Origin of the sequence: Rubrivivax sp. A210 (genome assembly GCF_904426505.1) — a bacterium.
In the GTDB taxonomy this organism is placed as follows: domain Bacteria; phylum Pseudomonadota; class Gammaproteobacteria; order Burkholderiales; family Burkholderiaceae_C; genus Rubrivivax.
This window is the reverse complement of the sequence record NZ_CAJGBN010000001.1, coordinates 836955-863878: the sequence shown is the minus strand read 5'-3', so window position 1 is coordinate 863878 and position 26924 is coordinate 836955. Positions and strand designations below refer to the sequence as shown.

Annotated in this window: 22 protein-coding genes; 19 read left to right on the top strand and 3 right to left on the bottom strand. The window is 69.7% G+C overall.

Going from position 1 to position 26924, the window contains the following annotated elements; all coding sequences use genetic code 11:
- Positions 1 to 48 precede the first annotated feature (48 nt).
- The 5 genes from JMV16_RS03715 (at position 49) to JMV16_RS24495 (ending at position 6087) form a co-directional block, all read left to right on the top strand.
- A complete protein-coding gene (locus JMV16_RS03715) occupies positions 49 to 798 on the top strand; it encodes an electron transfer flavoprotein subunit beta/FixA family protein (RefSeq protein WP_201492782.1) in 750 nt (249 codons plus the stop codon).
- A complete protein-coding gene (locus JMV16_RS03710) occupies positions 798 to 1730 on the top strand; it encodes an electron transfer flavoprotein subunit alpha/FixB family protein (RefSeq protein ID WP_201492781.1) in 933 nt (310 codons plus the stop codon). Before JMV16_RS03715 ends, JMV16_RS03710 begins: the two co-directional genes overlap by 1 nt.
- Positions 1731 to 1788: 58 nt before the next feature.
- Positions 1789 to 3564 (top strand): acyl-CoA dehydrogenase, encoded by a 1776-nt coding sequence (locus tag JMV16_RS03705; RefSeq protein ID WP_201492780.1) that lies wholly within the window; start codon positions 1789 to 1791, stop codon positions 3562 to 3564.
- On the top strand, positions 3564 to 4538 hold the full coding sequence (locus tag JMV16_RS03700) for an NAD(P)H-dependent flavin oxidoreductase (protein WP_201492779.1): 975 nt from the start codon (positions 3564 to 3566) through the stop codon (positions 4536 to 4538). Before JMV16_RS03705 ends, JMV16_RS03700 begins: the two co-directional genes overlap by 1 nt.
- A 130-nt stretch (positions 4539 to 4668) precedes the next feature.
- Positions 4669 to 6087, top strand: a complete 1419-nt coding sequence (locus tag JMV16_RS24495; RefSeq protein ID WP_201492778.1) for a putative bifunctional diguanylate cyclase/phosphodiesterase — start codon at positions 4669 to 4671, stop codon at positions 6085 to 6087.
- Here the strand turns inward: JMV16_RS24495 and JMV16_RS03690 are convergent.
- Entirely contained in the window at positions 6080 to 7657 is a 1578-nt protein-coding gene (locus JMV16_RS03690; RefSeq protein ID WP_201492777.1) for an ABC transporter substrate-binding protein, read from the bottom strand. The genes JMV16_RS24495 and JMV16_RS03690 overlap by 8 nt on opposite strands.
- Before the next feature lie 359 nt (positions 7658 to 8016).
- On the opposite strand from JMV16_RS03690, the gene JMV16_RS03685 reads away from it, so the two are divergent.
- The 5 genes from JMV16_RS03685 to JMV16_RS03665 all read left to right on the top strand — a co-directional run bounded on the left by JMV16_RS03685 (position 8017) and on the right by JMV16_RS03665 (position 15518).
- Positions 8017 to 10881 carry a 2-oxoglutarate dehydrogenase E1 component gene (locus JMV16_RS03685; RefSeq protein ID WP_201492776.1) on the top strand — a complete coding sequence of 955 codons (2865 nt, stop codon included), beginning with the start codon at positions 8017 to 8019 and terminating at the stop codon, positions 10879 to 10881.
- A gap of 98 nt (positions 10882 to 10979) precedes the next feature.
- Positions 10980 to 12251 (top strand): 2-oxoglutarate dehydrogenase complex dihydrolipoyllysine-residue succinyltransferase, encoded by a 1272-nt coding sequence (odhB, locus tag JMV16_RS03680; RefSeq protein ID WP_201492775.1) that lies wholly within the window; start codon positions 10980 to 10982, stop codon positions 12249 to 12251.
- 139 nt (positions 12252 to 12390) lie between these two features.
- The gene (gene lpdA, locus JMV16_RS03675; protein WP_201492774.1) at positions 12391 to 13812 is read left to right on the top strand and encodes a dihydrolipoyl dehydrogenase; all 1422 of its coding nucleotides are present in this window, start codon (positions 12391 to 12393) and stop codon (positions 13810 to 13812) included.
- A 12-nt stretch (positions 13813 to 13824) separates the two neighbouring features.
- Complete coding sequence (gene zapE, locus JMV16_RS03670) at positions 13825 to 14922, top strand: cell division protein ZapE (RefSeq protein WP_201492773.1); 1098 nt, start codon at positions 13825 to 13827, stop codon at positions 14920 to 14922.
- A complete protein-coding gene (locus tag JMV16_RS03665) occupies positions 14922 to 15518 on the top strand; it encodes a hypothetical protein (RefSeq protein WP_201492772.1) in 597 nt (198 codons plus the stop codon). The genes zapE and JMV16_RS03665 overlap by 1 nt, the downstream gene beginning before the upstream one ends.
- A 3-nt stretch (positions 15519 to 15521) precedes the next feature.
- Here JMV16_RS03665 and JMV16_RS03660 read toward each other — a convergent pair whose 3' ends face one another.
- Complete coding sequence (locus JMV16_RS03660; protein ID WP_201492771.1) at positions 15522 to 16289, bottom strand: PP2C family protein-serine/threonine phosphatase; 768 nt, start codon at positions 16287 to 16289, stop codon at positions 15522 to 15524.
- A gap of 43 nt (positions 16290 to 16332) precedes the next feature.
- Here JMV16_RS03660 and JMV16_RS03655 point away from each other — a divergent pair, with 43 nt between their 5' ends.
- On the top strand, positions 16333 to 16536 hold the full coding sequence (locus JMV16_RS03655; RefSeq protein WP_201492770.1) for a YdcH family protein: 204 nt from the start codon (positions 16333 to 16335) through the stop codon (positions 16534 to 16536).
- Between the two features lie 83 nt (positions 16537 to 16619).
- Positions 16620 to 18500: an ATP-dependent DNA helicase gene (locus tag JMV16_RS03650; protein WP_201492837.1), complete on the top strand. Its 1881-nt coding sequence runs from the start codon at positions 16620 to 16622 to the stop codon at positions 18498 to 18500.
- A 42-nt stretch (positions 18501 to 18542) separates the two neighbouring features.
- On the opposite strand, the gene JMV16_RS03645 is transcribed toward JMV16_RS03650, so the two are convergent.
- On the bottom strand, positions 18543 to 19337 hold the full coding sequence (locus tag JMV16_RS03645) for an outer membrane protein assembly factor BamD (protein WP_201492769.1): 795 nt from the start codon (positions 19335 to 19337) through the stop codon (positions 18543 to 18545).
- A 74-nt stretch (positions 19338 to 19411) separates the two neighbouring features.
- Here JMV16_RS03645 and JMV16_RS03640 point away from each other — a divergent pair, with 74 nt between their 5' ends.
- The 7 genes from JMV16_RS03640 (at position 19412) to JMV16_RS03610 (ending at position 26902) form a co-directional block, all read left to right on the top strand.
- Positions 19412 to 20377 carry an RluA family pseudouridine synthase gene (locus tag JMV16_RS03640; protein WP_201492768.1) on the top strand — a complete coding sequence of 322 codons (966 nt, stop codon included), beginning with the start codon at positions 19412 to 19414 and terminating at the stop codon, positions 20375 to 20377.
- A 253-nt stretch (positions 20378 to 20630) separates the two neighbouring features.
- Entirely contained in the window at positions 20631 to 21401 is a 771-nt protein-coding gene (gene scpB, locus JMV16_RS03635; protein WP_201492767.1) for an SMC-Scp complex subunit ScpB, read from the top strand.
- Entirely contained in the window at positions 21398 to 23599 is a 2202-nt protein-coding gene (locus JMV16_RS03630) for a pseudouridine synthase (protein WP_201492766.1), read from the top strand. The genes scpB and JMV16_RS03630 overlap by 4 nt, the downstream gene beginning before the upstream one ends.
- 59 nt (positions 23600 to 23658) lie before the next feature.
- Positions 23659 to 24084, top strand: a complete 426-nt coding sequence (gene ndk / locus JMV16_RS03625; RefSeq protein ID WP_201492765.1) for a nucleoside-diphosphate kinase — start codon at positions 23659 to 23661, stop codon at positions 24082 to 24084.
- A 7-nt stretch (positions 24085 to 24091) separates the two neighbouring features.
- Positions 24092 to 25246, top strand: a complete 1155-nt coding sequence (gene rlmN, locus JMV16_RS03620) for a 23S rRNA (adenine(2503)-C(2))-methyltransferase RlmN (RefSeq protein WP_201492764.1) — start codon at positions 24092 to 24094, stop codon at positions 25244 to 25246.
- Positions 25243 to 26034 carry a type IV pilus biogenesis/stability protein PilW gene (gene pilW / locus JMV16_RS03615; protein ID WP_201492763.1) on the top strand — a complete coding sequence of 264 codons (792 nt, stop codon included), beginning with the start codon at positions 25243 to 25245 and terminating at the stop codon, positions 26032 to 26034. The genes rlmN and pilW overlap by 4 nt, the downstream gene beginning before the upstream one ends.
- Positions 26015 to 26902, top strand: a complete 888-nt coding sequence (locus JMV16_RS03610; RefSeq protein ID WP_411565006.1) for a helix-turn-helix domain-containing protein — start codon at positions 26015 to 26017, stop codon at positions 26900 to 26902. Before pilW ends, JMV16_RS03610 begins: the two co-directional genes overlap by 20 nt.
- Positions 26903 to 26924: the final 22 nt, after the last annotated feature.

Here is a 26924-nt window from a genome sequence, read left to right as displayed (position 1 = left end):
AGAATCTGTACTTTCCGTTAACGTCAACCGCGCGCAGGAGCGAGAGTCATGAAGGTGCTGGTCCCCGTGAAACGGGTGGTGGACTACAACGTCAAGGTGCGCGTCAAGGCGGACGGCACGGGCGTGGACATCGCCAACGTCAAGATGAGCATGAACCCCTTCGACGAGATTGCCGTCGAAGAGGCGGTGCGCCTGAAGGAGAAGGGCGTGGTCACCGAGATCGTGGCCGTGTCCTGCGGCGTCACGCAGTGCCAGGAGACCCTGCGCACGGCCATGGCCATCGGTGCCGACCGCGCCATCCTGGTGGAGTGCGCCGATGAGTTGCAGCCGCTGGCCGTGGCCAAGCTCCTGAAGGCCCTGGTCGACCGCGAGAAGCCCGGCCTCGTGATCCTGGGCAAGCAGGCCATCGACGACGACTGCAACCAGACCGGCCAGATGCTGGCGGCGCTGACGGGCCTGGCCCAGGCCACCTTCGCCAACAAGGTGGTGATCGAAGGCAACGCGGCCACGGTGACGCGCGAGATCGACGGCGGCATGGAGACCGTCAAGGTCGGCCTGCCGGCCATCGTGACGGCCGACCTGCGCCTGAACGAGCCGCGCTACGTGACCCTGCCCAACATCATGAAGGCCAAGAAGAAGCCGCTGGAGGTGCTCAAGCCCGCCGACCTGGGCGTGGACGTGGCCCCGCGCATCAAGACCCTGAAGGTTGCCGAGCCGCCCAAGCGCGGCGCCGGCATCAAGGTGGCCGACGTGGCCACGCTGGTGGCCAAGCTCAAGAACGAAGCCAAGGTGATCTGATGACTGCTCTCGTCATAGCCGAACACGACCACGGCACCCTCAAGGGTGCCACGCTCAACACCGTCACCGCCGCTTTGCAATGCGGCGGCGAGGTCCATGTGCTCATCGCCGGCGCCAACGCCGCCGGCGCCGCCCAGGCCGCCGCCCAAGTGGCCGGCGTGGCCAAGGTGCTGCTGGCCGACGCGCCCCAGCTGGCCGAGCAACTGGCCGAGAACGTCGCCGCGCAAGTGCTGGCCATCGCCCGCGACTACAGCCACCTGCTGTTCCCGGCCACCGCCCACGGCAAGAACGTGGCCCCGCGCGTGGCGGCGCTGCTGGACGTGGCGCAGATCAGCGACGCCACCAAGGTCATCAGCGCCGACACCTTCGAGCGCCCCATCTACGCCGGCAACGCCATCGCCACCGTGCAGAGCAGTGATGCCATCAAGGTGGTCACCGTGCGCACCACCGGCTTCGACGCCGCCGCCGCCACGGGCGGCAGCGCAGCAGTACAAAGCCTGGCGGCGGTGGCCGACAGCGGCCTGTCCAGCTTCATCGGCAGCGAGATCGCCAAGAACGACAGGCCCGAGCTGACGGCGGCCAAGATCATCGTCAGCGGCGGCCGGGCTCTGGGCAGCAGCGACAAGTTCAACGAGGTGCTGATGCCGCTGGCCGACAAGCTGGGCGCCGCACTCGGTGCCAGCCGCGCCGCGGTGGACGCCGGCTACGCGCCCAACGACTGGCAGGTGGGCCAGACCGGCAAGATCGTGGCGCCCCAGCTCTACATTGCCGCCGGCATCAGCGGCGCCATCCAGCACCTGGCGGGCATGAAGGACAGCAAGGTCATCGTGGCCATCAACAAGGACGCCGAGGCGCCCATCTTCAGCGTCGCCGACTACGGCCTGGAGGCCGATCTGTTCACCGCGGTGCCGGAGCTCGTGAAGAGCCTCTGAACCCCTAACCCAGCAAGGGCGCCCATCGCGGCGCCCTTTTTCCATCAGGAGACCCGCAATGAGCTATCGCGCACCCGTCAAGGACATGCTCTTCGTGATGAAGGAACTGGCCGGCATCGAAGCCGTCGCCGCGCTGCCCGGCTTCGAGGACGCCGGCCTCGACACCGCCGCGGCCGTGCTGGAAGAGTCGGCGCGGCTGTGCGAGGACGTCATCGCTCCGCTCAACTGGGAAGGCGACCGCAACCCCTCGTCGTTCAAGGACGGCATTGTCACCACCACGCCCGGCTTCAAGGGCGCCTTCCGCCAGTACGCCGAGGGCGGCTGGCAGGGCCTGCAGCACCCGGCCGATTTCGGCGGCCAGGGCCTGCCCAAGCTGATCCACGCCGCCTGCAGCGAGATGGTCAACGCCGCCAACCTCAGCTTCGCGCTCTGCCCGCTGCTCACCGACGGCGCCATCGAGGCCTTGCTCACCGCCGGAAGCGACGAACAGAAGGCGCGCTACATCCCGAAGATGGTCGACGGCAGCTGGACTGGTTCGATGAACCTCACCGAGCCCCAGGCCGGCAGCGACCTGAGCCAGGTGCGCACGCGCGCCGAACCCCAGCCCGACGGCAGCTACAAGCTCTTCGGCACCAAGATCTTCATCACCTACGGCGAGCACGACCTGGCCGAGAACATCGTCCACCTGGTGCTGGCCCGCGTGGCCGGTGCGCCCGAGGGTGTGAAGGGCATCTCGCTGTTCATCTGCCCCAAGCTGATGCCCGATGGCAGCCGCAACGACGTGCACTGCGTCAGCATCGAGCACAAGCTGGGCATCAAGGCCAGCCCCACGGCGGTGCTGCAGTACGGCGATCACGGCGGCGCCTGGGCCGAACTGATTGGCCAGGAGAACCGCGGCCTCGAGTACATGTTCATCATGATGAACGCGGCCCGCTTCGGCGTGGGTGTGCAGGGCATCGCGGTGGCCGACCGCGCCTACCAGCGCGCTGTGGCCTATGCGCGCGACCGTGTGCAAAGCCGCCCGGTGGACGGCAGCGTGGCCGGGCCCGCGCCCATCATCCACCACCCCGACGTGCGCCGCATGCTGATGACCATGCGCGCCCACACCGAAGGCTGTCGCGCGATGGCGCTGGTTGGCGCCGCCGCCTTCGATGCCGCCCATGCCCACCCCGATGCCGAGGTGCGCAAGCAGAACCAGGCCTTCTATGAATTCCTGGTGCCGCTGATCAAGGGCCTGTCCACCGAGATGAGCCTGGATGTCGCCAGCCTGGGCGTGCAGGTCCACGGTGGCATGGGTTTCATCGAGGAAACCGGCGCCGCCCAGCACCTGCGCGACGCCAAGATCCTGAGCATCTACGAGGGCACGACGGCGATCCAGGCCAATGACCTGGCGGGCCGCAAGACCGGCCGCGACGGCGGCGCCGTGGCGCGCGCCATTGCCGGCCAGATCGAGGCCACCGAGGGCGAACTGAAGGCGCGCGGCAGCACTGCATGCACGGCGATGGCCGCCCACCTGGGTGCGGCGCGGCGAGCCTTCCTGGATGTGGTCGATTTCGTCGTCGCCCAGGGGCGCGGCAACCCGAACGCCGTCTATGCCGGCAGCGTGCCCTATCTGGTGCTGGCCGGCACCGTGGTGGCCGGCTGGCAGATGGCGCGTGCGCTGCTGGCCGCCGAGACCCGGCTTGCCGCCGGCGACGACGCCGCCTTCATGCAGGCCAAGATCACCGTGGCGCGCTTCTACGGCGACCACATCCTGGTCAGGTGCGGGGCACTGCGCGACAGCATCGTCGACGGCGCCGAATCGGCCACGGCCCTGCCGCTGGAGGCTTTCTGATGGCCTTGCCCGCCGCGCTGGCGCGCGTGCCCTTTCCGGTGATCGGTGCGCCGCTCTTCATCGTCAGCAACCCCAAGCTGGTTATTGCACAGTGCATGGCCGGCATCGTCGGCTCGATGCCGGCGCTGAACGCGCGGCCGGCGGCTCAACTTGACGAGTGGCTGGCCGAGATCACCGAGGCCCTGGCCGCCTGGGACCGCAGCCACCCCGAGCAGCCGTCCGCGCCCTTTGCGATCAACCAGATCGTGCACAAGACCAATGACCGGCTCGAGCAGGACATGGCCGTGTGTGCGCGCTACAGGGTGCCGATCGTCATCACCAGCCTCGGTGCGCGCAGCGACATCAACGAGGCGGTCCACGCCTGGGGCGGGGTGGTGATGCACGACATCATCAACAACGCCTTCGCGCACAAGGCCATCGAGAAGGGCGCCGACGGCCTGATCGCGGTGGCCGCCGGAGCCGGCGGCCATGCCGGCGTCAAGAGCCCTTTCGCGCTGCTGCAGGAGATTCGCCAGTGGTTCAGCGGCCCGCTGGCGCTGAGCGGCGCCATGGCCAGCGGCGACGCTGTGCTGGCGGCACTCGCCGCGGGCGCCGATTTCGCCTACATGGGTTCGGCCTTCATCGCCACTGACGAGGCGCGTGCGTCCGATGCCTACAAGCAGTGCATCGTCGACAGCAACAGCGACGACATCGTTTACACCAGCCTCTTCACTGGCGTACACGGCAACTACCTCAAGCCCAGCATCCGCGCCGCCGGCCTCGACCCCGACCAGTTGCCCGAGAGCAATGCCAGCGCGATGAGCTTTGGCGGCGGCGAGGGCAGCAAGGCCAAGGCCTGGAAGGACGTCTGGGGCTGCGGCCAGGGCATCGGTGCCGTTGACGCCGTGGTGCCGGCAGCCGCCCTGGTGGCGCGCCTCAAGCGCGAATACGCAGCCGCGCTGCAGCGCGTGGTGGCGCGCTCCCCACGAATGTAGGGGGAGGCGGGCAGCGGGTTCAGTTTCGGTGGAGAGCAGCCGATAGAGTAGGGACGAGCGCCGGACAGGGGTTTTCCCGCCCCGCGAGCGCGCGAGGGAGGGCCGGGCCCGAAGCCCGGCCTGGAGATCCATGGTCCTGCTTCTGCGCCGGCCCGCCGTCGCCGGCCAGCCCGTTGCCACCGACTCCACCGGCGATCCGCCACCGGAGAGTCTGCACACGCGGCGCGTGCGCCGTATGCTGGCGGCCGCCAGCATCGTCACCGTGCTGGCCAGCCTGGCCTGGGGCGCGGTCTTCATCGCGCGTGGCAATGGGCTGGGTGTCGCGCTCGAACTGCTGTCCCTGAGTTGCGGCATCGCCACGGAGGTGCTGGCAAGGCGCGGCCACATCCGCGCCGCATCGCTGCTGATGGTGAGCCTGCTCTACCTGATGCTGAGCGCCTGCGCGCTCTTGCTGGATCTGCCCAGCGCGGGCGTGCCGCGCTCCATTCACGGTTACCTGATCGCCGTCGGCGTGGCCGCCTGCCTGCTGCTGCACGACGAGCGCCCGCTGCTGCGCCACGGCCTGCCGCTGCTGTGCCTGGCCACCGGCGTGCTGTTCGGCGCCACCGACGTCGGCATTGCCACGCCGCTGGCCCTGCCCGACGGCCTGAGGGCGCACACGATCTGGATCAACCACGCGCTGCCGGCGTTGTTGATCTTTGTCGCCGTGCGGTTGATGCAGGCCGAGGTGGCCGAGCGCGGCGGCCTGGTGGGTGAACTCCGCGATGCCGCCGCCCGGGGCGAGATGCAGCTCTACTACCAGCCCCAGGTGGGCGCCGACGGGCGCACCCTCGGCGCCGAGGCCCTGCTGCGCTGGCGCCACCCGCGCCGCGGCATGGTTTCGCCGGGCGAATTCATCCCGCTGGCCGAGCGCAGCGGCCTGATGCTGCCCTTGGGAGACTGGGTGCTGCGCGCCGCCTGCGCCCAGCTGGCGGCCTGGGGCCGACGCACCGACACCTCGGCGCTGGTGCTGTCCATCAACGTCAGCGCCACGCAGTTCGCCCAGCCTGACTTCGTCGAGCGCGTGCTCACCTGCCTGGAGGCCGCGGGAGCCAATCCGACCCGGCTCAAGCTCGAACTGACCGAGTCCATGCTGGCGCATGACGTCGACGGCATCGCGGCCCGCATGCAGGCGCTCAAGGCCCATGGCATAGGGCTGTCGCTGGACGATTTCGGCACCGGCTTCTCATCGCTGAGCTATCTGCGCCGGCTGCCGCTGGACCAGCTCAAGATCGACCAGAGCTTCGTGCGCGACATGCTGCGTTCAACCGAGGCCGCAGCCATCGCGCAGACCGTCATCACGCTGGGCCACAGCCTGGGCCTGCAGGTCATTGCCGAGGGCGTGGAAACCTTCGAGCAACGCCAGTTACTGGCGGTGGGCGGCTGCGACGCCTACCAGGGCTATCTCTACAGCCGCCCGCTGCCGCTGGCGCCCTTCGAGGCCTGGGTGGCACGCGCTGCGTCGCCGGCCACGCCACCCACGCCGCCCTCGCGGCCGGCCTTCATCTGATGGTGGCGAAGCGCGCCTCGGGCCTGTCGTCCGAGCGGTGTACCGTGCTCACGCCGGCCTTCATGGCCCAGGGCCGCATCTGGTGGTGCAGCGGGATCAGCAGCACCTCGTCACGGATGCGCAGCAGGGCCTGGCGGATCAGCGCGTCGCGCCTGGGAATGTCGGTCTCGGCCTTGATGGCGTCGCTGAGGCGGTCGATCTCGGGGTCGCTGATCTTCGAGAAGTTGAAATTGCCCTCGGCGCCGCCTGTGCGCGTGCGTGCCAGCGACTGGATGGTGTACTGCGCGTCATAGGTGGGCACGCCCCAGCCCAGCAGGTAGATCGAGGTGTCGAAGTTCTGGAACTTCTGGCTGTAGGTGGCCATCGACTCGGTCACCAGGCTGGTCTTGACGCCGATGCGCGCCCACATCGCGGTCACCGCCTGGCAAATCTTCTCGTCGTTGACATAGCGGTTGTTGGGGCAGTTCAGGCGCAGTTCGAAGCCCTCGGGATAGCCGGCGGCGGCCAGCAGCTTCTTGGCCGCCACCGGGTCGGCCTTGGCCGGCTGGTCCAGCGCCTTGTCGTGGCCGTTGACGCCGGGCGCGACCAGCAGGGCCGCCGGTATCGATTGGCCGCGCATGATGCTTTTCCTGATGCCCTCGCGGTCTATGGCCAGGCTCAGGGCCTGACGCACGCGCTTGTCGGCAAAGGGGTTGCGGCCCTTGACGCTGCTGTACTTCAGCTCGGCGCTGCCCACGTCGGGGGCGAGGAAGATGGTGCGCACCTCGGCACCGTCCACCACCTTGAGCCGCTTGTCGGCGCGCAGGCGCTCCAGATCCTGCACCGGCACGTCGGTGAGCAGGTCCACGTCGCCGGCCAGCAGCGCCGCCACGCGCGTGGATTCGGACTTGATGGGCGTGTAGATCAGCTGCTGCACATTGCCGGCGGGCTTGTCCCACCAGGCCTCGTTGCGCGCCATCATCACGCGCTGCTCGGGCGTCCAGCTCAGGATGCGGTAGGCCCCGGTGCCCATCACGTTGCGGCTGGCGTGGTTCTCTTCCTTGGCCTTGTAGTCCTGCACCTTGCTGGTGTTGTTCCTTTCGGCCCAGGCCCGGCTCATGATGCGGAAATCGATGATGTTGCGCAGCAGGATGGGATTGGGCGAGGCCAGCATCAGGTCCACCGTGTGGCTGTCGACCTTCTTGATCTCCTTGATGCCGGTGACGTAGATCTGCATCGTGCCCTGGGGCTGGCGGATGCGGTCGAAGGAGAACAGCACGTCGTCGGCGGTGAAGGGGCTGCCGTCCTGGAATCTGACACCCTTGCGCAAATCGAAGCGCACCTGGGTCGGATTGATGAAGGTCCACTTGGTGGCCAGCGCCGGCTCGATCTGGTAGGTGGCGCTGTAGCGCGTGAGGCCCTCGTAGGCATGCATCAGCACCGCGTTGGTGGTGGCGTGGTTCTGCGCATGCGGGTCCAGCGTCAGCACGTCGTTCTGCGCTGCCCAGCGCAGCGTCTGGGCGAGGGCGGGCGCGGTGGCGGCAAGAGCAGCGGCGAGTGCCGTGCCGGCGAGCAGGGCCTTGATCTTCATGGGCGTCCTCCTTGGGTTTGGGGCCTGCTGTCCATGCTAACGGCGCCGCGTGCCATGCCTGCATGGGCTGCACGATGGCCGGGGCCGGAGGAAGGTCGACATCAAGCTCGCAACAAGGCGGCCACAAGGCCGGCGCTTGTCAGCAAAACACAAGGGTTGGCAGTGTCCAATGCATGCAACAGGCCCGGTGAGACACAGTGTTAGAGTCCGCGCCGGAGCAAAAAAGTCCCTTCCCGTCCCCTTGCCGCCCGAGACAAGCAGCAAGCCGGGTCGCTAGTCCGCCAACCGGTGAAGCCGGGACGCGGAAGGTTGGTCAACCCATCGGAGCCTTGGAAACCAGGGCGAAAGGTGAGCGAGAGATGATGCAGCAATACAGGTCCAACTCGTACCTGTTCGGGGGCAATGCGCCCTACGTCGAGGAGTTGTACGAGGCCTACCTCGACAACCCCGGCAGCGTGCCCGACAACTGGCGCGCCTACTTCGACAACCTGCAGCATGTGCCTGCCACCGACGGCAGCGAAGCGCGCGATGTCGCGCACGCGCCGGTGGTCGAATCCTTCGCCCAGCGCGCCAAGGCCAACGCCTTCGCCCTCAAGGCCAGCGCCACCGACCTGGCCGTCGCACGCAAGCAGGTCCACGTCCAGAGCCTGATCGCGGCCTACCGCAATCTGGGCAGCCGCTGGGCCGACCTCGACCCGCTCAAGCGCACCGAGCGCCCCAAGATTCCCGAACTCGAACCGGCCTTCTACGACCTGTCCGAGTCGGACATGGACATCACCTTCTCGGCCGCCAACACGTATTTCGGCAAGACCGAGAACATGAGCCTGCGCGAGATCGTGCAGGCGCTGCGCGAAACCTATTGCGGCACCATCGGCGCCGAGTTCATGCACTGCATGGATCCTGCCGAGAAGCGCTGGTGGCAGGAGCGACTCGAGTCCATCCGCAGCAAGCCCAGCTTCACCGCCGAGACCAAGAAGCACATCCTCGACCGCCTGACCGCCGGCGAAGGCCTCGAGCGCTACCTGCACACCAAGTACGTCGGCCAGAAGCGCTTCTCGCTCGAAGGTGGCGAGAGCTTCATCGCCAGCATGGACGAACTGGTGCAGCGCGCCGGTGCCAAGGGCGTGCAGGAGATCGTCATCGGCATGGCCCACCGCGGCCGCCTGAACGTGCTCGTCAACACCCTGGGCAAGATGCCGGCCGACCTCTTCGCCGAGTTCGACCACACGGCGCCCGAGGCCCTGCCCTCGGGTGACGTCAAGTACCACCAGGGCTTTTCCAGCGACGTGACCACCCCTGGCGGCCCGGTGCACCTGAGCCTGGCCTTCAACCCCAGCCACCTCGAGATCGTCAACCCGGTGGTCGAGGGCAGCGTCAAGGCGCGCATGGACCGCCGCGGCGACAAGACCGGCGCCCAGGTGCTGCCGGTGCTGGTACACGGCGACGCCGCCTTTGCGGGCCAGGGCGTCGTGATGGAGACGCTGGCGCTGGCGCAAACGCGCGGCTACTTCACCGGCGGCACGGTTCACCTGGTGGTCAACAACCAGATCGGCTTCACCACCAGCGATCCGCGCGACACCCGCAGCACGCTGTACTGCACCGACGTCGTCAAGATGATCGAGGCACCGGTGCTGCATGTGAACGGCGACGATCCCGAGGCCGTCGTGCTGTGTACCCAGCTCGCGATGGACTACCGCCAGCAGTTCATGAAGGACGTGGTGGTCGACATCGTCTGCTTCCGCAAGCTGGGCCACAACGAGCAGGACACGCCCAGCCTGACGCAGCCGCTGATGTACAAGGTGATTTCCAAGCACCCCGGCACGCGCAAGCTGTACGGCGAAAAGCTGGTCACCCAGGGCGTGCTGAATGCCGACGGGCCCGACAGCCCGGACGGCATGGTCAAGGAATTCCGCGCCGCGATGGACGAGGGCCGCCACACGTCCGACCCGGTGCTGACCAACTTCAAGAGCAAGTACGCGGTCGATTGGGCGCCCTTCCTCAACAAGAAGTGGACCGACAGCGCCGACACCGCGCTGCCGCTGGCCGAGGTCAAGCGCCTGGCCGAGCGCCTGACCACGCTGCCCGCCAACTTCAAGGTTCACCCGCTGGTCGAGAAGGTGCTGGCCGACCGCGCCGCCATGGGCCGCGGCGAGATCAATGTCGACTGGGGCATGGGCGAGACCCTGGCCTATGCCTCGCTGGTGGCCAGCGGCTATGGCGTGCGCCTTTCGGGCGAGGACTGCGGCCGTGGCACCTTCACCCACCGCCACGCCGTGCTGCACGACCAGAACCGTGAGAAGTGGGACGAGGGCACCTATGTGCCGCTGCAGCATGTGGCCGATGGCCAGGCGCCCTATGTCGTGATCGACTCGCTGCTGTCCGAGGAGGCGGTGCTCGGCTTCGAGTACGGCTATTCCAGCGCCGAGCCCAACACGCTGACCATCTGGGAAGGCCAGTTCGGTGACTTCGTCAACGGCGCCCAGGTCGTGATCGACCAGTTCATCGCCAGCGGCGAGGTCAAGTGGGGTCGCGTCAACGGCCTCACGATGATGCTGCCGCACGGCTACGAAGGGCAGGGCCCCGAGCACAGCTCGGCGCGCATCGAGCGCTTCATGCAACTGGCCGCCGACAACAACATGCAGGTCGTCCAGCCCACCAGCGCGAGCCAGATCTTCCACCTGCTGCGCCGCCAGATGGTGCGCCAGTTCCGCAAGCCGCTGGTCATCTTCACCCCGAAGAGCCTGCTGCGTGCCAAGGACGCCACCAGCCCGCTGACCGAGTTCACCAAGGGCGAGTTCCGCACCGTGATCGGCCCGGCGCGCGACATCGAGGGCGACAAGGTCAAGCGCGTCATCTGCTGCTCGGGCAAGGTCGCCTACGACCTGATGCGCAAGCGCGAGGAGCGCAAGGCCAGCGACGTCGCCATCGTGCGCGTCGAGCAGCTCTATCCCTTCCCGCACAAGGCCTTCGCCGCCGAGATGAAGCGCTTCCCCAACGCCACCGAGGTTGTGTGGTGCCAGGACGAGCCGCAGAACCAGGGCGCCTGGTTCTTCGTGCAGCATTACGTACACGAGAACCTGCTCGAAGGCCAGAAGCTCGGCTACGCCGGCCGCCCGGCCTCGGCCTCGCCGGCCGTGGGCTATTCGCATCTGCACCAGGAGCAGCAGAAGGCGCTGCTCGAGCAGGCCTTCGGCAAGCTCAAGGGCTTCGTCCTTTCCAAGTGAGATCGGCCTTCTTGGGCTTGATCGAGCGGGCCGGTGCGCGCGCCTCTGCAGGCGCCGCCCGGCACGCGGGCACAACACAACACACGCTGAGATAGATCATGGCAATCGTTGAAGTCAAGGTTCCGCAACTGTCCGAATCGGTGGCCGAGGCCACCCTGCTGCAGTGGAAGAAGAAGCCCGGCGATGCCGTGGCAATCGATGAGATCCTCATCGAGGTCGAGACCGACAAGGTGGTGCTGGAAGTGCCGGCGCCCGCTGCCGGCGTGCTGGTCGAGCTGGTCGAAGCCGACGGCAGCACCGTCACTGCCGAGCAGCTGATCGCCCGTATCGACACCACGGCCACCGCCGGCGCTGCGGCGCCCGCGCCCGCCGCTGCGCCGGCTGCAGCCGCTGCCGCGCCCGCCGCTGCTGCTGCCCCCGCCGGCACCGGCAAGGCCGGCGTGGCCATGCCCGCCGCCGCCAAGCTGATGGCCGACAACGCGCTGGCCGCCGGTTCGGTGCCCGGCACCGGCCGCGACGGCCGCGTCACCAAGGGCGACGTGCTGGGTGCCATCGCTGGCGGTGCCGCCGCGCCCAAGCCGGCCGCGCCGGTGGCCGCGCCCGTCTCTGCCGCGGTGGCCAGGCCGCTGCCGGCCGTGGCCGCGCCGCCCTCGGCCGCCAACCTGGGTGACCGCCCCGAGCAGCGCGTGCCGATGTCGCGCCTGCGTGCCCGCATCGCCGAGCGCCTGGTGCAGTCGCAATCTACCAACGCCATCCTGACCACGTTCAACGAAGTGAACATGGCCCCGGTGATGGAGATGCGCAAGAAGTTCCAGGACAAGTTCGAGAAGGAACACGGCGTCAAGCTCGGCTTCATGAGCTTCTTCGTCAAGGCCGCCGTGGCCGCGCTCAAGAAGTACCCGGTCATCAATGCCAGCGTCGACGGCAACGACATCGTCTACCACGGCTATTTCGACATCGGCATCGCGGTCGGTTCACCGCGCGGCCTGGTGGTGCCAGTGATCCGCAATGCCGACCAGATGAGCTTCGCCGACATCGAGAAGAAGATCGCTGAGTTCGGCCAGAAGGCCAAGGACGGCAAGCTCGGCATCGACGAGCTGACCGGCGGCACCTTCTCCATCAGCAATGGCGGCACCTTTGGCTCCATGCTGAGCACGCCCATCATCAACCCGCCGCAATCGGCCATCCTGGGCGTACACGCCACCAAGGACCGCGCCATGGTCGAGAACGGCCAGGTCGTGGTGCGCCCGATCAATTACCTGGCGATGAGCTACGACCACCGCATCATCGACGGCCGCGAAGCCGTGCTGGGCCTGGTGACGATGAAGGAAGCGCTGGAAGACCCCGCGCGCCTGCTGTTCGACATCTGAAGCCGGCCGTCTTCCTGCTGCGCGGCCCGATCGCGGGCCTGCGCTGCTCGCCGTACGGGTGTACGGCTGCGCTGCTCGACCCGTGCTCGGGCCGCTCGCGACGGAATCCGACCGACTTCATCACATCCGAAAGTCAATCATGAGCACCAAGCAATTCGACGTCATCGTCATCGGCGCCGGCCCCGGCGGCTACATCGCTGCCATCCGCGCCGCCCAGCTGGGCTTTAGCGTGGCCTGCATCGACAAGTGGAAGAACGAGAAGGGCGACCCCGCGCCCGGCGGCACCTGCACCAACGTCGGCTGCATCCCGAGCAAGGCCCTGCTGCAGAGCAGCGAGCACTACCACCATGCGGCGCACGCCTTTGCCGACCACGGCATCGGCCTCGACAACCTCAGCATCGACGTGAAGAAGATGCTGTCCCGCAAGGACAACGTGGTCAAGCAGAACAACGAAGGCATCCTCTACCTGTTCAAGAAGAACAAGGTCGCCTTCTTCTCGGCCAAGGCTTCGTTCGTCAAGGCCGCCGACGGCGGCTACGAGATCGCCGCCGGCGACGAGGTGCTGAAGGGCAAGCAGGTCATCGTGGCCACCGGCTCGAACGCGCGTGCGCTGCCGGGCGCGCCCTTCGACGAGGTCAACATCCTCAGCAACAACGGCGCGTTGGCGCTCTCCGCCGTGCCCAAGAAGCTGGGCCTGATCGGCAGCGGCGTCATCGGCCTGGAAATGGGCTCGGTCTGGCGCCGCCTGGGCGCCGAGGTCACCGTGCTCGAGGCCCTGCCCACCTTCCTGGGCGCGGTTGACGAGCAGATCGCCAAGGAGGCGCTCAAGTCCTTCACCAAGCAGGGCCTGAAGATCAACCTCGGCGTCAAGGTCGACGAGGTCAAGAACTCGGATGCAGGCGTCAGCGTTGCCTACACCGATGCCAAGGGCCAGGCGCAGACGTTGGCGGTGGACAAGCTCATCGTCAGCATCGGCCGCGTGCCCAACACGGCCGGCCTGAATGCCGAGGCCGTGGGCCTGAAGCTCGACGAGCGCGGCTGCATCGTCGTCGACGACGAGTGCCGCACCAACCTGCCTGGCGTGTGGGCGGTGGGCGACGTGGTGCGCGGCCCGATGCTGGCGCACAAGGCCGAGGAAGAAGGTGTGGCCGTGGCTGAGCGCATTGCCGGCCAGCACGGGCACGTCAACTTCAACACCATCCCCTGGGTCATCTACACCAGCCCCGAGATCGCCTGGGTGGGCGAGACCGAGCAGCAGCTCAAGGCGCGCGGCGCCGCCTACAAGGCCGGCACCTTCCCCTTCCTGGCCAACGGCCGAGCGCGTGCGCTGGGTGACACGACCGGCATGGTCAAGTTCCTGGCCGATGCCAAGACCGACGAGATTCTGGGCGTTCACATCGTTGGCCCGCTGGCCAGCGAACTGATCTCCGAGGCCGTGGTGGCGATGGAGTTCAAGGCCAGCAGCGAGGACATCGCCCGTATCTGCCACGCCCACCCGTCGCTCTCGGAAGCCACCAAGGAAGCCGCGCTGGCCGTCGACAAGCGCACGCTGAACTTCTAACTTCCAGCGCGCGTGACGGTCCGGGAGCTCTACCAGGCCACGCTCGCCGAGCGCGGCTACAAGAGCGACCCGGCGCAACTGGGCGCCGTGGTCGCGCTCGAGCGCTGTGAGAGCGAGTGGGCCGACTACAAGGCACGCCGGCGCAATGCGCTGGCCAAGCTGCTGGTGCGCCCGCCCATACCGCGCGGTGTCTACATGCACGGCGGGGTGGGGCGGGGAAAAAGCTTCCTGATGGACTGCTTTTTCCGCGCCGTGCCGCTCACGCGCAAGACGCGGCTGCATTTCCACGAGTTCATGCGCGAGGTCCACCGCGAGCTGCAGGATCTCAAGGGCACGGTCAACCCGCTGGATGAACTGGGCAAGCGCATCGCGCGGCGCTTCCGCCTGATCTGCTTCGACGAGTTCCACGTCTCCGACGTGACCGACGCGATGATCCTGCACCGCCTGCTCGAGGCGCTGTTCGCCAATCGCGTGAGCATCGTCACGACCAGCAATTTCGAGCCCGACGCGCTCTATCCCAACGGCCTGCACCGCGACCGCATCCTGCCCGCCATTGCGCTGCTCAAGCTGCACCTCGAGGTCGTCAACGTCGATGCCGGCACCGACTACCGCCAGCGCACGCTCGAGCACATCCGCATGTACCACTGGCCGCTGGACGCCGCGGCCGATGCGGCACTGGCCCAGGCCTTCGACGAGCTGGCCGAGGCGCGCGACGAAGACCCGGTGCTGCAGATCGAACATCGCAGCCTGCAGTCCTTGCGCCGCGCCGGTGGTGTCGTCTGGTTCGATTTCCGCATCCTCTGCGGCGGGCCGCGTTCGCAGAACGACTACCTCGAGATCGCGACCCAGTTCCACACCGTGCTGCTCTCGGACGTGCCCGCGATGTCACCGCGCATGGCCAGCGAGGCTCGCCGCTTTACCTGGCTGGTCGACGTGCTCTACGACCGCAACGTCAAGCTGGTGATGTCGGCTGCGGCGCCGGCCGATGACCTGTATACCGAAGGCCCGCTGGCGCACGAGTTTCCGCGCACCGCCTCGCGCCTGCACGAGATGCAGTCGACCGAGTACCTGGCGCGCGCTCGGCGCGAGGTCGACACCTCGCTCACCTGATGAACAGGTCTGTGCTGCTGCAGCTGGCCGCGCTGCTGGCCGTCACGGCTGCATCGGGGGCGATCGCAGACGACGACGGCCGCGCCCGCATCGCCGAGGAGCGCAGCGTCGTGAAAGAGCGCCATGCCGCGGCTGTGCGCGAGTGCGCCCAGCGCTTTGCCGTCACCGCCTGCATGGACGAGGCCAAGGCGCGCAAGCGCACCGAACTGGCGCCGCTGCGCGACCGCGAACTGCGCATCGACGAGGCCGAGCGCCAGCGGCGCGCCCAGCAGCGCCGCGAGGCCATCGCCGCCAAGCAGGCCGCCGCCGCCACGCGCCCGCCCGCCGGCTCCGCACCCACCCTGTTGCCCATCCCGGCACCCGGCGTGGCCGCATCGGCCGCGCCCCATGCCGAAAGGCCTCAGGTGAAGTTGCGCGACCACGCCGCAGCCCAGGCCGCCGCGGCAGCCGAGCGGGCGCGCGCAGCCGAGCGCCGCCGCGAAGAGGCGCGTCAGACCCAGGCGCGCATCGCCCGTCGTCTGGCCGAGCAGGCGGCACGGGGCAAGAAGCCGCAGGCCTTGCCCACGGTGCAGGTGCCGGCCTCGGCACCGCGTTGAGTTTCAGCGCAGCGGATCGACCCGCGCCAAGGCCAGTGAGAGGTTGTCGCCGCCCCCGCGGGCACGCTGGCGTGCCTTGCTGATCAGCATCTCGCCGGCCTCGCGCGGGGGCAGGGCGTGCAGGATGGCGCCCATTTCCTTGGGCGTGAAGTAGTGCCACAGGCCGTCGCTGCAGGCCAGCAGGGTGTCGCCGAACTCGAGCCTGTCGATGTGCCACAGCGCCACCGGCGGCTCGGCATGGGTGCCCAGGCAGCCTGTCAGCAGGTTGGACTGCGGGTGGGTGTTGGCGGCCTCTTCGCTGATCTTGCCTTCGTCGACCAGGCGCTGCACGAAGGAATGGTCGATGGTGCGGCGCATCATCTCGGTGCCGCGGTAGTGGTAGACACGCGAATCGCCGGCGTGGACGATGTCGCAGTCGAGATGAGGCCCGATGTAGAAGGCCGCCACCGTGCTGTGCGGCTCTTCTTCCGCAGTGATGGCGGTGAGCTTGATCATCAGGTGCGATTCGGTCACCAGTTGCTTGAGCAGCAGCCCGGCGTCGTCCTCGCTGGGCACGAAGCGCTCGAAGATCTGGCGCGCGGTCAGCATCACCTGGTCGGCCGCCTTGCGGCCGCCGCTCTTGCCGCCCATGCCGTCGGCCACGATGCCCAGCACCGCGCCCTGCGCCTTGGGATGGACGATGATCTCGACCTGGTCCTGCTGGTAGGCGCGATCACCCTTGTGCAGGCCGGTGGCCGCACTGAAACGGAAGGACGGAGCGACGGGTGGCATGGCGACGAATATAAACTCGCCGCAGACCCCCCTTCGTGCAGCAATGGACGAGAACCTGCATTCCCCGCAGCGCCGCCTCATCGAGTTGCGCATCGAACACGCCGATCTCGACGAACTCATCGACCGCAACATGCTCGACCGCCCGGCCGACGAGATCACGCTGCGCCGCCTGAAGAAGCGCCGCCTGGCCCTGCGCGACCAGATCGCCCGGCTCGAGTGCGAGCTCGATCCGCCCGAGCCGGCGTGAGTGACAGCGCTGCCGCGCTCGCCGCGGCCGTGGCCCGGGCCTTTGCCGTCGACGGCCCCCTCGCGCGTGCCGAACCAGGCTTCATGCCACGGCCCCAGCAGGACGAGCTGGCGGCGCGCGTGGCGCAGGCGGTCGAGCAGCGCGAGGCCCTGGTGGCCGAAGCCGGCACCGGCGTCGGCAAGACCTTTGCCTACCTGGTGCCGCTGCTGCTATCGGGCCGGCGCGCCCTGGTCAGCACCGCCACCAAGAGCCTGCAAGACCAGCTCTTCCTGCGCGACCTGCCGCGCCTGCGCGAGGCCCTGGGCGTGCCGGTGCGCATGGCCCTGCTCAAGGGCCGCGCCAGCTACCTCTGCCGCTGGCGGCTGCAGCAGGCCGAGACCGAGGCCCATCTGCCCGACCGCTTTGCCGTGCGCGCACTGCATCGCGTGCAGGTCTGGGCGCAGGCCACGAAGAGCGGTGACCTGGCCGAGATCGAGGGCCTGGACGAGCGCTCGCCGGTGATTCCGCTCGTCACCTCGACGCGCGACAACTGCCTCGGCACCGAATGCCCGGAGCACCGCGCCTGCCACGTCAACCAGGCGCGGCGCGAGGCCATGGCCGCCGACCTGGTGGTCGTCAATCACCACCTCTTCTTTGCCGACCTGGCGCTGCGCGACAGTGGCGTCGCCGAACTGCTGCCCACGGTGGACGCCGCGGTCTTCGATGAGGCCCACCAGCTGGCCGAGGCTGGCATCCAGTTTCTCGGCACCACGCTGGCCACCGGCCAGGCGCTGGAGCTCGGTCGCGACCTGTTGGCGGCCGGCCTGCAGCACGCCCGCGGCCTGCAGCCCTGGGCCGAGCTGCAGGCCGGCATCGAGCAGGCGGCGCGCCAGCTGCGCCTGGCCGCAGCCGGCGAGATGCGCGAGCCGCGCGGCATGCTCAAGCGGCGCTGGGAGGAATGCGCCGAGGGCCTGTCCGCGCCGCTGCAGGATCTGGTGGCAGCGGCGCGCGCCGCGGCCGAGGCGCTGGCCGGTGTGGCCGAGGCGGCGCCCGATTTTCCCAAGCTCGAACAGCGTGCCGCCACGCTGGCGGCATTGGCGGCGCAGTTCGGCGTCGCAGCCGATGCCGGGCGCGTGCGCTGGATCGATCTCTCGCCGCAGCAGGCGCGCCTGGTCGAATCGCCGCTGGACATCCGTGACATGCTTACCGAGCAGCGCGAGAAGGCGCCCAAGGCCTGGATCTTCACCTCGGCGACGCTGGGCGACGACGAGGCGCTGTCGTGGTTTTCAGGCGCCTGCGGCCTGGAAGACGCGGCCAAGCTGCGCGTCGGCAGCCCCTTCGACTATGCGCGCCAGGCCTGCGTCTGGGTGCCCTCGCGCATGCCGCTGCCCAATGCCGACGGCCATGCCGAGGCCGTCGGCGCCCTGGCCGGGCGCTGCGCCGGCGCCTTGGGCGGACGCACCTTCGTGCTCACCACCACGCTGCGCGTGCTGCCGCGCGTGGCCCAGGCCCTGCGTGACCAGGCCGAGGCCCAGGGTCTGGCGGTGCTGGTACAGGGCAGCGAGCCGCGGCGCGCGCTGCTGCAGCGCTATGGCGACGGCCGCGGCTCGGTGCTGGTCGGCTCGGCCAGCTTCTGGGAGGGCATCGACATGCCGGGCGACGCGCTGCAGTGCGTGCTCATCGACAAGCTGCCCTTTCCACCGCCCGGCGACCCGCTGGTCGAGGCGCGCGTACGCCAGCTGCGCGAGCAGGGCCGCAATCCCTTCGACGAATACTTCGTCGCCGAGGCGGCGGTGACGCTCAAGCAGGGCGCCGGGCGCCTGATCCGCAGCGAGACCGACCGCGGCCTGCTCGTGCTGTGCGACCCGCGGCTGGCGCAGATGCGCTATGGCCGCCGCCTGCTGGCGGCACTGCCGCCCATGCGGCGCCTGGCCGACGAGGCCGCGGCGCTGGATTGGCTGGCCGAGCTGGCCGCGGCGCACTGAGCGCGGCTCGCCCGCGGCCGCCGCCGCGCCGCTTTCAATGGGCTACCAGAGCTTCCACCAGGGCTTGCTGCCCGCGACCTTGCCGTCGTTCAGGAAGACGCTGTTCGGGTAGTTCAGGCGCAGCACGCGCTCGGCGTCGTCGCGCAGGGCGGTGAGCTCGAGCTTGGCGTAGCTCTGCACCAGGATGGTCAGCGCCTCTTCGGCCGCGGCCGTCTGCGGAAACTCCGACAGCGCACCCTGGGCCCGGTTGGCCGCCGCCACATAGGCGCCGCGGCGCAGGTAGTAGCGCGCCACATGCACCTCGTAGGAGGCCAGGGTGTTGACGATATGGCCCATGCGCAGGCGCGCGTCGGCGGCATAGCCCGAGGCCGGGAACTGGTCGACCAACTGCTTGAAGGCCTGGAAGGCATCGCGCGAGGCACGCTGGTCGCGCTCCGCCAAGTCCTGTCCGGCCAGCGAGCCCAGCAGGCCCAGGTTGTCGTTGAAGTTGATGATCCCGCGCAGGTAGAGCGCGTAGTCCAGCGCCGGGCTGGAGGGGTTGAGCTTGATGAAGCGCTCGACCGCGGCCAGCGCTTGCGCCTTCTCGCCGCTGCGCCAGCTCAGGTAGGCGGCGTTGAGCAGAGCCTGCTGCGCCAGCAGCGAGCCGGCGGCCAGGCCTTCGACGCGCTCGAAGGACTTGATGGCGCGCTCGTAGCTGCCCGACTCCATGTCCTCCAGGGCCTCTTTGTACAATCGCTCCGCCGTCGTGGCGGCGCCTTCGTCCTTGGGCGTGGAGCCGCAGCCCGCGAGCTGCAGTGTCAGCGCCAGCAGGGCCATCAGCGCAGGGCGCCACAACATTTGAACGGTCATCGCGAAAGGTGCCGGTGGGTCGGAGAGCCGCGGATTATAGGGAGGCCCCCCCTGGCGCCGAGGTGGCGCCAGCGTCCCCGGCACCCGAGGCCGCTGAGTTCGACCCCGATGCGGCCCCCGAGCTGCGCCGTGCGGCCGTAGGTGCCGCCCAGCATGGCCAGCGTCTGGATCTGGGTCTCGTGGAACTGGCGCCCGAGTTCTCGCGCAGCCATTTGCAAGGCCTGATTGAGCGCGGCCATGTGCAGGTCGATGGCGTCGTCTCTTCCACAGCCTCACGCCGCCTGCGTGCCGGCCAGCTGCTGCGCCTGGAACTCGTGCCCACCGAGGAAAGCCGCGCCTTCCGCCCGCAGGCCATGGCGCTGGCCCGGCTGTACGAGGACGAACACCTGCTGGTGCTGGACAAGCCGGCCGGCCTGGTGGTCCATCCGGCGCCGGGCAACTGGTCCGGCACGCTGCTCAACGGTCTGCTCGCCCATCACGAGGGCGCCGCTCACCTGCCACGCGCCGGCATCGTGCACCGGCTCGACAAGGACACCTCGGGCGTGATGATGGTCGGCAAGACGCTGCCGGCCGTCACCGCCCTGGTGCGCGCCATCGCGGCGCGCCAGGTGCATCGGCGCTACCTGGCCCTGGCCCACGGCGTTCCGGCCGAGCCCGCCTTCAGCATCGACGCGCCCATAGGCCGCGACCCCCAGGTGCGCGTGCGCATGGCCGTGGTGGCGGGCGGCAAGCCGGCGCGCACCGATGTCGAATGCCGCGCCGCTCGCGACGCCATCAGCGCGCTGAGCTGCACCCTGCACAGCGGCCGCACGCACCAGATCCGCGTCCACCTGGCCTGGCGCGGCCATCCGCTGGTGGCCGATGCCGTCTACGGCGGCCGTGCGGCTTTGGGCCTCACGCGCCAGGCCCTGCACGCCACCGAGCTGCGCCTGGCCCACCCGATCAGCGGCGCGGCACTGGCCTTCGATTGCCCGCCCCCGGCCGATTTCGCCGCCGCCTGGGCCGTCGTGACGGGCGGCGCAGGCTGAGGCGGAGATTCCAGGGATTGCCCGGGCGCGCAAGCCGGCTGCACGGCTACAATGCGCCATTCGCAGTGCTGCTGGTGCCTTTGAGTGCCGCGCCTGTTCGACCCGCTGCCCCGTCCCGGCCCTGCCGGACCGTGCGTACCCCCCGCGCCTTCAGGCCCCTGGCCTCGCGGGGCCCGAACCCCCGAAGAATCCGGCGCGATCCGGCTTCACCCAGACCCCCGGTGCACCGGGGGCTACCCCCCGACGCAGTTCGATGAACACAGCTGAGGCCAAGAGAGTCCTCGAGACGGCGCTGATCTGCGCCAGCGCGCCGCTGCCGCTGCACGACATGAAGGCCTTGTTCGAGGGCGAGGTGGGCCTGGACACGCTGCGCCGCCTGCTCGATGAGTTGGTGCAGGACTGGCAGGGCCGCGGCGTCGAGCTGGTGGCGCTGGCCAGCGGCTGGCGCTTCCAGAGCCGGCCCGAAATGCGCGTCTATCTCGACCGCCTGCATCCCGAGAAGCCGCCCAAGTATTCCCGCGCGGCGCTCGAGACCCTGGCCATCGTGGCCTACCGCCAGCCAGTGACGCGCGGCGACATCGAGGACATCCGCGGTGTCACCGTCAGCGGCAACATCGTCAAGCAGCTTGAAGACCGGGGCTGGATCGAGGCCATCGGCTACCGCGAGGCCCCGGGCAGGCCGGCGCTCTATGCCACGACGCGCCAGTTTCTCGACGACCTGGGCCTCGCCAGCCTGGACCAGCTGCCCGAGATATCCGGCCCCGGCAGCGAGCTGACGCCCGCAGCCTTCGCCGCCCTGGACGACGCGCCCACGCTGCTCGGAGACGGGCAAGGCAGCTTGGCCCTCGAAGCCGAAGCCGGGCCCGATGGCCAAGTTCCAGCCGAGGCCGCGGTTGATCCCGCGCCCGTCCCTTCCGCGGCAGCCGCGCCCGAACGCCTCGCCGAACCCACTCCCGCGGTCGCGCCCAGCGCCGACGCGGACACCCTGACCGCTCCCCCGACCGCCACCGGCACCCCTCCATGAACGCTTCCGAAGCCGATTCCGTGACCCCTGAAGACCTGCCCGTGGCGGCCGGGGAGGGCGCTGCCGACGCGCCACCGGCCAAGCCCAAGCGCAAGCGGGCGCCGCGCAAGACCGTGGCGGCTGTCACCGATGGCGGCGACGCGATGGCGGCGGGCGACGCGGCCCCTGCCCCTGCAGCCATGGCGCCTTCGGCCGAGGCTGCGCCTCAACCGGAGCCAGCGCCCGCCGTTCGTGCCGAGCCTGTGTCTGGCGCCGCCCCGGCGGCTGCGGTGGACGCCCCTGCCGCCGAGGCGGCGGCACCTGGTGCCGAACCGGTCGCGGCTGAAGGCGATGCTGTCGGCGCCGACGAGCGCGGTGCCCGCCGCGGCCGCCACCGCCGCCGTGGCCGCCGGGGCGGCGAACGGGCCCGTGAAGGCGAGGGCGAAGGCGCGCTGCCGGCTGACGGAGCCGAAGGCGAGGGCCACGCGGCCGAGGCTGATGTGGCGGCCGAGTCAGCCGACGCCGCGCAGCCGGCCCCGTCGCGCACGCCACCGGCCGATCCGTCCGAGGTCTTCGCCGAGGTGCTGTCGGGCGCGTTCGACATCGAACCCGCGGCCGAGCAAGCCGAAGGTGCCGAAGGCGCTGCCGCGGCCCTGCCGCCGCGCCGCGTGCTGGCCGCCGAGCCCGACGCGCCCAAGCTGCACAAGGTGCTGGCCCAGGCCGGCGTCGGCTCGCGGCGCGACCTCGAACAGATGATCGTCGAGGGCCGCATCACCGTGAACGGCGAGCCGGCCCACACCGGCCAGCGCATCTCCTTCGGCGACCGCATCCAGGTCGATGGCAAGCCGGTGCGCTACCGCATCGCGCCGCCGCCGCCGCGCGTGCTGGCCTACCACAAGCCGGCCGGTGAGGTGGTCAGCCACGACGATCCGCAGCAGCGTCCTACCGTCTTTCGCCGCCTGCCGCGCCTGCCCCAGGGCAAGTGGCAATCGGTGGGCCGGCTCGATATCAACACCGAAGGCCTGCTGCTGTTCACCAACTCGGGCGAACTGGCCAACCAGCTGATGCACCCGCGCTTCGGCGTCGAGCGCGAGTACGCGGTGCGCTCGCTCGGCGTGCTCGACGAAGCGGCGCGTGCGCGCCTGCTCGAAGGCGTGGAGATCGAAGGCCAGCGCTGCGCCTTCAAGAGCATCGAGGACGGTGGCGGCGAGGGCGTCAACCATTGGTACCGCGTCGTCATCACCGAGGGCCGCAATCGCGAGGTGCGCAAGCTCTTCGATGCCGTCGGCCATGCCGTGAGCCGCCTGATCCGCATCCGCTACGGCTCGGTGGTGCTGCCGCGCGGCTTGAAGCGCGGCGTCTGGGTCGATCTCGATGACCACGACCTGCGCGCGCTGCGCCGTCTGGCCGGCGGGCCGCGTGCCCAGGCCGCCGAGGCCGAGGGCGATGCCGGCCCGGCCCGGCGTGGCCGCAACCGCCGCGGCCGCAAGGGTGGCGCCAAGGAGGCGGGCGAACGTGGCCCGGACCGCGCGCCTGATCGCGCCCAGGAACGCACCCAGGATCGAGCGCCCGACCGTGCCGCCGACCGCGGCCCGCGCCCTGACCGGGGGCCGCGGCCCGAGCGGGGCCCCAAGCCCGAACGGGGTCCGCGGCCCGAGCGAGGCCCGCGCGCCGACCGCGGCCCGCGGCCCGAGCGCGGCCCGCGGCCGGAGCCCGGCGAGGGCGGTGCCATTCCCAACCCGCTGCAACAGACCTTCGACAAGCGCGCGCTGCAACTAGACCGCCAGCAGCGCCGCGAGATCCCGGAGGACGGCCCGATCCCGAGCCCGCTGCTGCAGACCTACGACAAGCGCGCCGCCCAGCTGGAACGCAGCCAGCGCCGCGAGATCCCGGACGACGGGCCGATTCCCAATCCGCTGCAGCAGACCTACGACAAGCGCTTCGCCAAGGCCGGCCATGGCCGCGACGAGCCGGCCGACCCGACCACCATCCCCGATCCGCTCAAGACCTCGGTGGGCTACATCGGCGCCAATGCCTTTCACCGCAAGGGCGCGGGCGGCGGCGGTGGCCGCGGCGGGCGCAAGGGCGGTGGTGGCGGCGGTGGTGGTGGTGGTGGAAGGGGCGGCCAGGGCGGCGGCAATGGCCCCTCGGGCGGTCATGGTGGCAATGGTGGTGGTGGTGGCCAGCGCGGCCGCGGTCGCGGTGGACGGGGCCGCTGACGCGCCGCCACGCTACAATCAAAGGCTTTGCCAAGTCTTTGATTTCAGGAGAACTTTTCATGGCCATCGAACGCACCCTCTCGATCATCAAGCCCGACGCCGTGGCCAAGAATGTGATCGGCCAGATCTACGCCCGCTTTGAAGGCGCCGGCCTCAAGGTCGTGGCCGCCAAGATGGCCCACCTGTCGCAGGGCGAGGCCGAGGCCTTCTACGCCGTCCACAAGGCGCGTCCCTTCTTCAAGGACCTGGTTGGCTTCATGGTCTCGGGCCCGGTGATGATCCAGGCCCTCGAAGGCGAAGGCGCCATCGCCAAGAACCGCGAGCTGATGGGTGCCACCGACCCCAAGAAGGCCGAGAAGGGCACGATCCGCGCCGATTTCGCCGACAGCATCGACGCCAATGCCGTGCATGGCTCCGACGCGCCCGAGACGGCGGCGGTCGAGATCGCCTTCTTCTTTCCCGGCATGAACGTCTACAGCCGCTAAGCCTGTCGTGGCCGCCAATCTGCTCGACTTCGATCTCGAGGGTCTGGCGGCCTTCTGCGACGGCCTGGGCGAGAAGCGCTTCCGCGCCACCCAGCTCTACCGCTGGATCCACCAGAAGGGCGCCGGCGATTTCGCCGCCATGTCCGACCTCGCCAAGTCGCTGCGCACAAAACTCGCCGAAGTGGCCGAGGTGCGCGCGCTGCCGCTGATCAGCGAGCACGTCTCGACCGACGGCACCACCAAGTGGCTGTTCGATGTCGGCCACGGCAATGCGGTGGAAACTGTGTTCATCCCCGAAGCCGACCGCGGCACGCTGTGCGTCTCTTCGCAGGCCGGCTGCGCCGTCGGTTGCCGTTTCTGCAGCACTGGTCACCAGGGCTTCAGCCGCAACCTCACCACCGGCGAGATCGTCGGCCAGCTCTGGTTTGCCGAGCACCGGCTGCGCCGCAGCCTGGGTCTGGCCGAGGGCGAGCGCGCCATCGACAATGTGGTGATGATGGGCATGGGCGAGCCGCTGCAGAACTACGCCGCCCTGGTGCCGGCGCTGCGCACCATGCTCGACGACCACGGCTACGGCCTCTCGCGCCGCCGCGTCACGGTCTCGACCTCGGGCATGGTGACCATGATCGACCGCCTGCGCGAAGACTGCCCGGTGGCGCTGGCGGTGTCGCTGCACGCACCCAACGATGCGCTGCGCGATGCGCTGGTGCCGCTCAACCGCAAAGACGGCATCGAGGCCCTGCTCGATGCCTGCGTGCGCTATCTCGACAAGGCGCCGCGCGACTTCGTCACCTTCGAGTACTGCATGCTCGACGGCGTTAACGACACGCCCGAACTGGCTCACGAGCTGGTGCAGCTGGTCAGCGGCCAGGCGCCGGCCAGCCGGCGTGTCGGCCGCGTGCCCTGCAAGTTCAACCTCATCCCCTTCAACCCCTTCCCGGCCTCGGGCCTGAAGCGCTCGCCGCGCGAGCGCGTGCTGGCCTTTGCCCAGGTGCTGCAGGACGCCGGCATCGTGACCACCATCCGCAAGACACGCGGCGACGACATCGATGCCGCCTGCGGCCAGCTCGCCGGCGAGGTGCAGGACCGCACCGGCGCACCGGCGCGGCTGGCGCGCCGCCGCGAGCTGATCCCCATTGCGGTGGCCGGGGCGGCGCGATGACGGGGCTGCGCTTCGTTCTTGCCGGGCTGTTGATCGGCGTGCTGGCCGCCTGCACCACGGTTACGCAAGGCCCCGACGGCCGCGAGATCGCCACGCCCAGCGAGCCGCCTGATCCGGTGCGCCGCGCCCAGGCCCGCCTCGAGCTGGCCACCGCCTACTACGGCCGCGCCCAGTACAAGACCGCGCTGGACGAGATCAAGGCCGCGCTGGCGGCCAAGCCCGACCTGGCTGACGCCTATGCGCTGCGCGGCCTGGTGCAGGCCGGCATGGGCGATATGCGCCTGGCCGACGAGAGCTTCCAGCGTGCCATCCAGCTGGCGCCGCAGGATGGCGGCCATCTGCACAACTACGCCTGGCACTTCTGCCAGCAGCAACGCTACGCCGAGGCCGACGTGCTGTTCGAGCGCGCACTGGCCCAGCCGCAGTACCGCGACAGCGCGCGCACCCTGCTGGCGCGCGGTGTCTGCCAGGCGCGTGCCACCCAGTGGGCCGAGGCCGAGCGCTCGCTGGCGCGCTCCTACGAGCTCGACCCCTCCAATCCGGTCACCGCCTACAACCTGGCCGATGTGCTGATGCGCCGCGGCGAGCTCGAGCGCGCCCGCTTCTATGTGCGCCGCATCAATGCCGTGCCCGAGCTGATGTCGGCGCAAAGCCTTTGGCTGGCGGCGCGCATCGAGCGCCGCGTCGGCAACCTCGAGGCGCTCAAGGATTTGGGCAAACAGCTGCGCGAGCGCTATCCGCAAGCCTCGGAGACCTTCCAGTTCGAAAGTGGCCGATTTGACGACTGAACCTACCGCGCCCGAGAGCGCGGGCGCACTGCTGCGCGCCGCCCGCGAGCGCCAAGGGCTGCATATTGCGGCCTTGGCTGCCGCCATCAAGGTGGCACCGCGCAAGCTCGAGGCGCTCGAACACGACCGCTGGCACGAACTGCCCGACGCCACTTTCGTGCGCGCGCTGGCACAGACCGTCTGCCGTACGCTCAAGATCGACCCGCGCCCGGTGCTCGACCGCCTGCCGGCCGCCGCCACGGCGGCGCTGGAAGGCGTGGGTGGCGACATCAACGAGCCCTTCCGCGAGCGCCCCGGCTACGGCGTGCCCGGCTTTTCGGTGGGCGCGGTGATGCCCCTGGTCTGGGCCGCGGGCGCGTTGCTGCTGGCGGCCATCGTGATCTACCTGCTGCCGCCTGGCCTGCTGAGCGCGCGCCTGGCTGCGGTGCCGGCTGCCTTGCCCGCCAGCGCGCCGTCCCTTGCGGCCAGTGCGGTGGCCGTGGCGCCAGAGCCGCCGGCCTCGGGGGCCGCCGTCGCTGCGGCCGCCGAACCGTCGCAAGCCGCGGCTCTGCCGCCCCCCGCCGGCGAAACGGTGTTCTCGGCGCCGCCGCCCGAGCCGGCCGCTTCGGCGGCCCTGGCCGCCGGTGCGCCGGCCGGTGTCGTGCAACTGCGCTGCAGCGAGCCGTCGTGGGTCGAAGTGCGCGACGCCCGCGGCCAGCTGCTGCTGTCGCGCATCGTCCAGCCGGGCGAGAGCGTGGGCCTTGATGGCGCGCTGCCGATACGCCTGACCATCGGCAATGCCGCGACGACCCAGCTGATGTTTCGCGGCCAGCCGGTCGACCTTGCCAGCCGCACGCGCGACAACGTCGCGCGGCTGGAACTTCAATGATGAGCTCCGTGCCCGGAGGCCC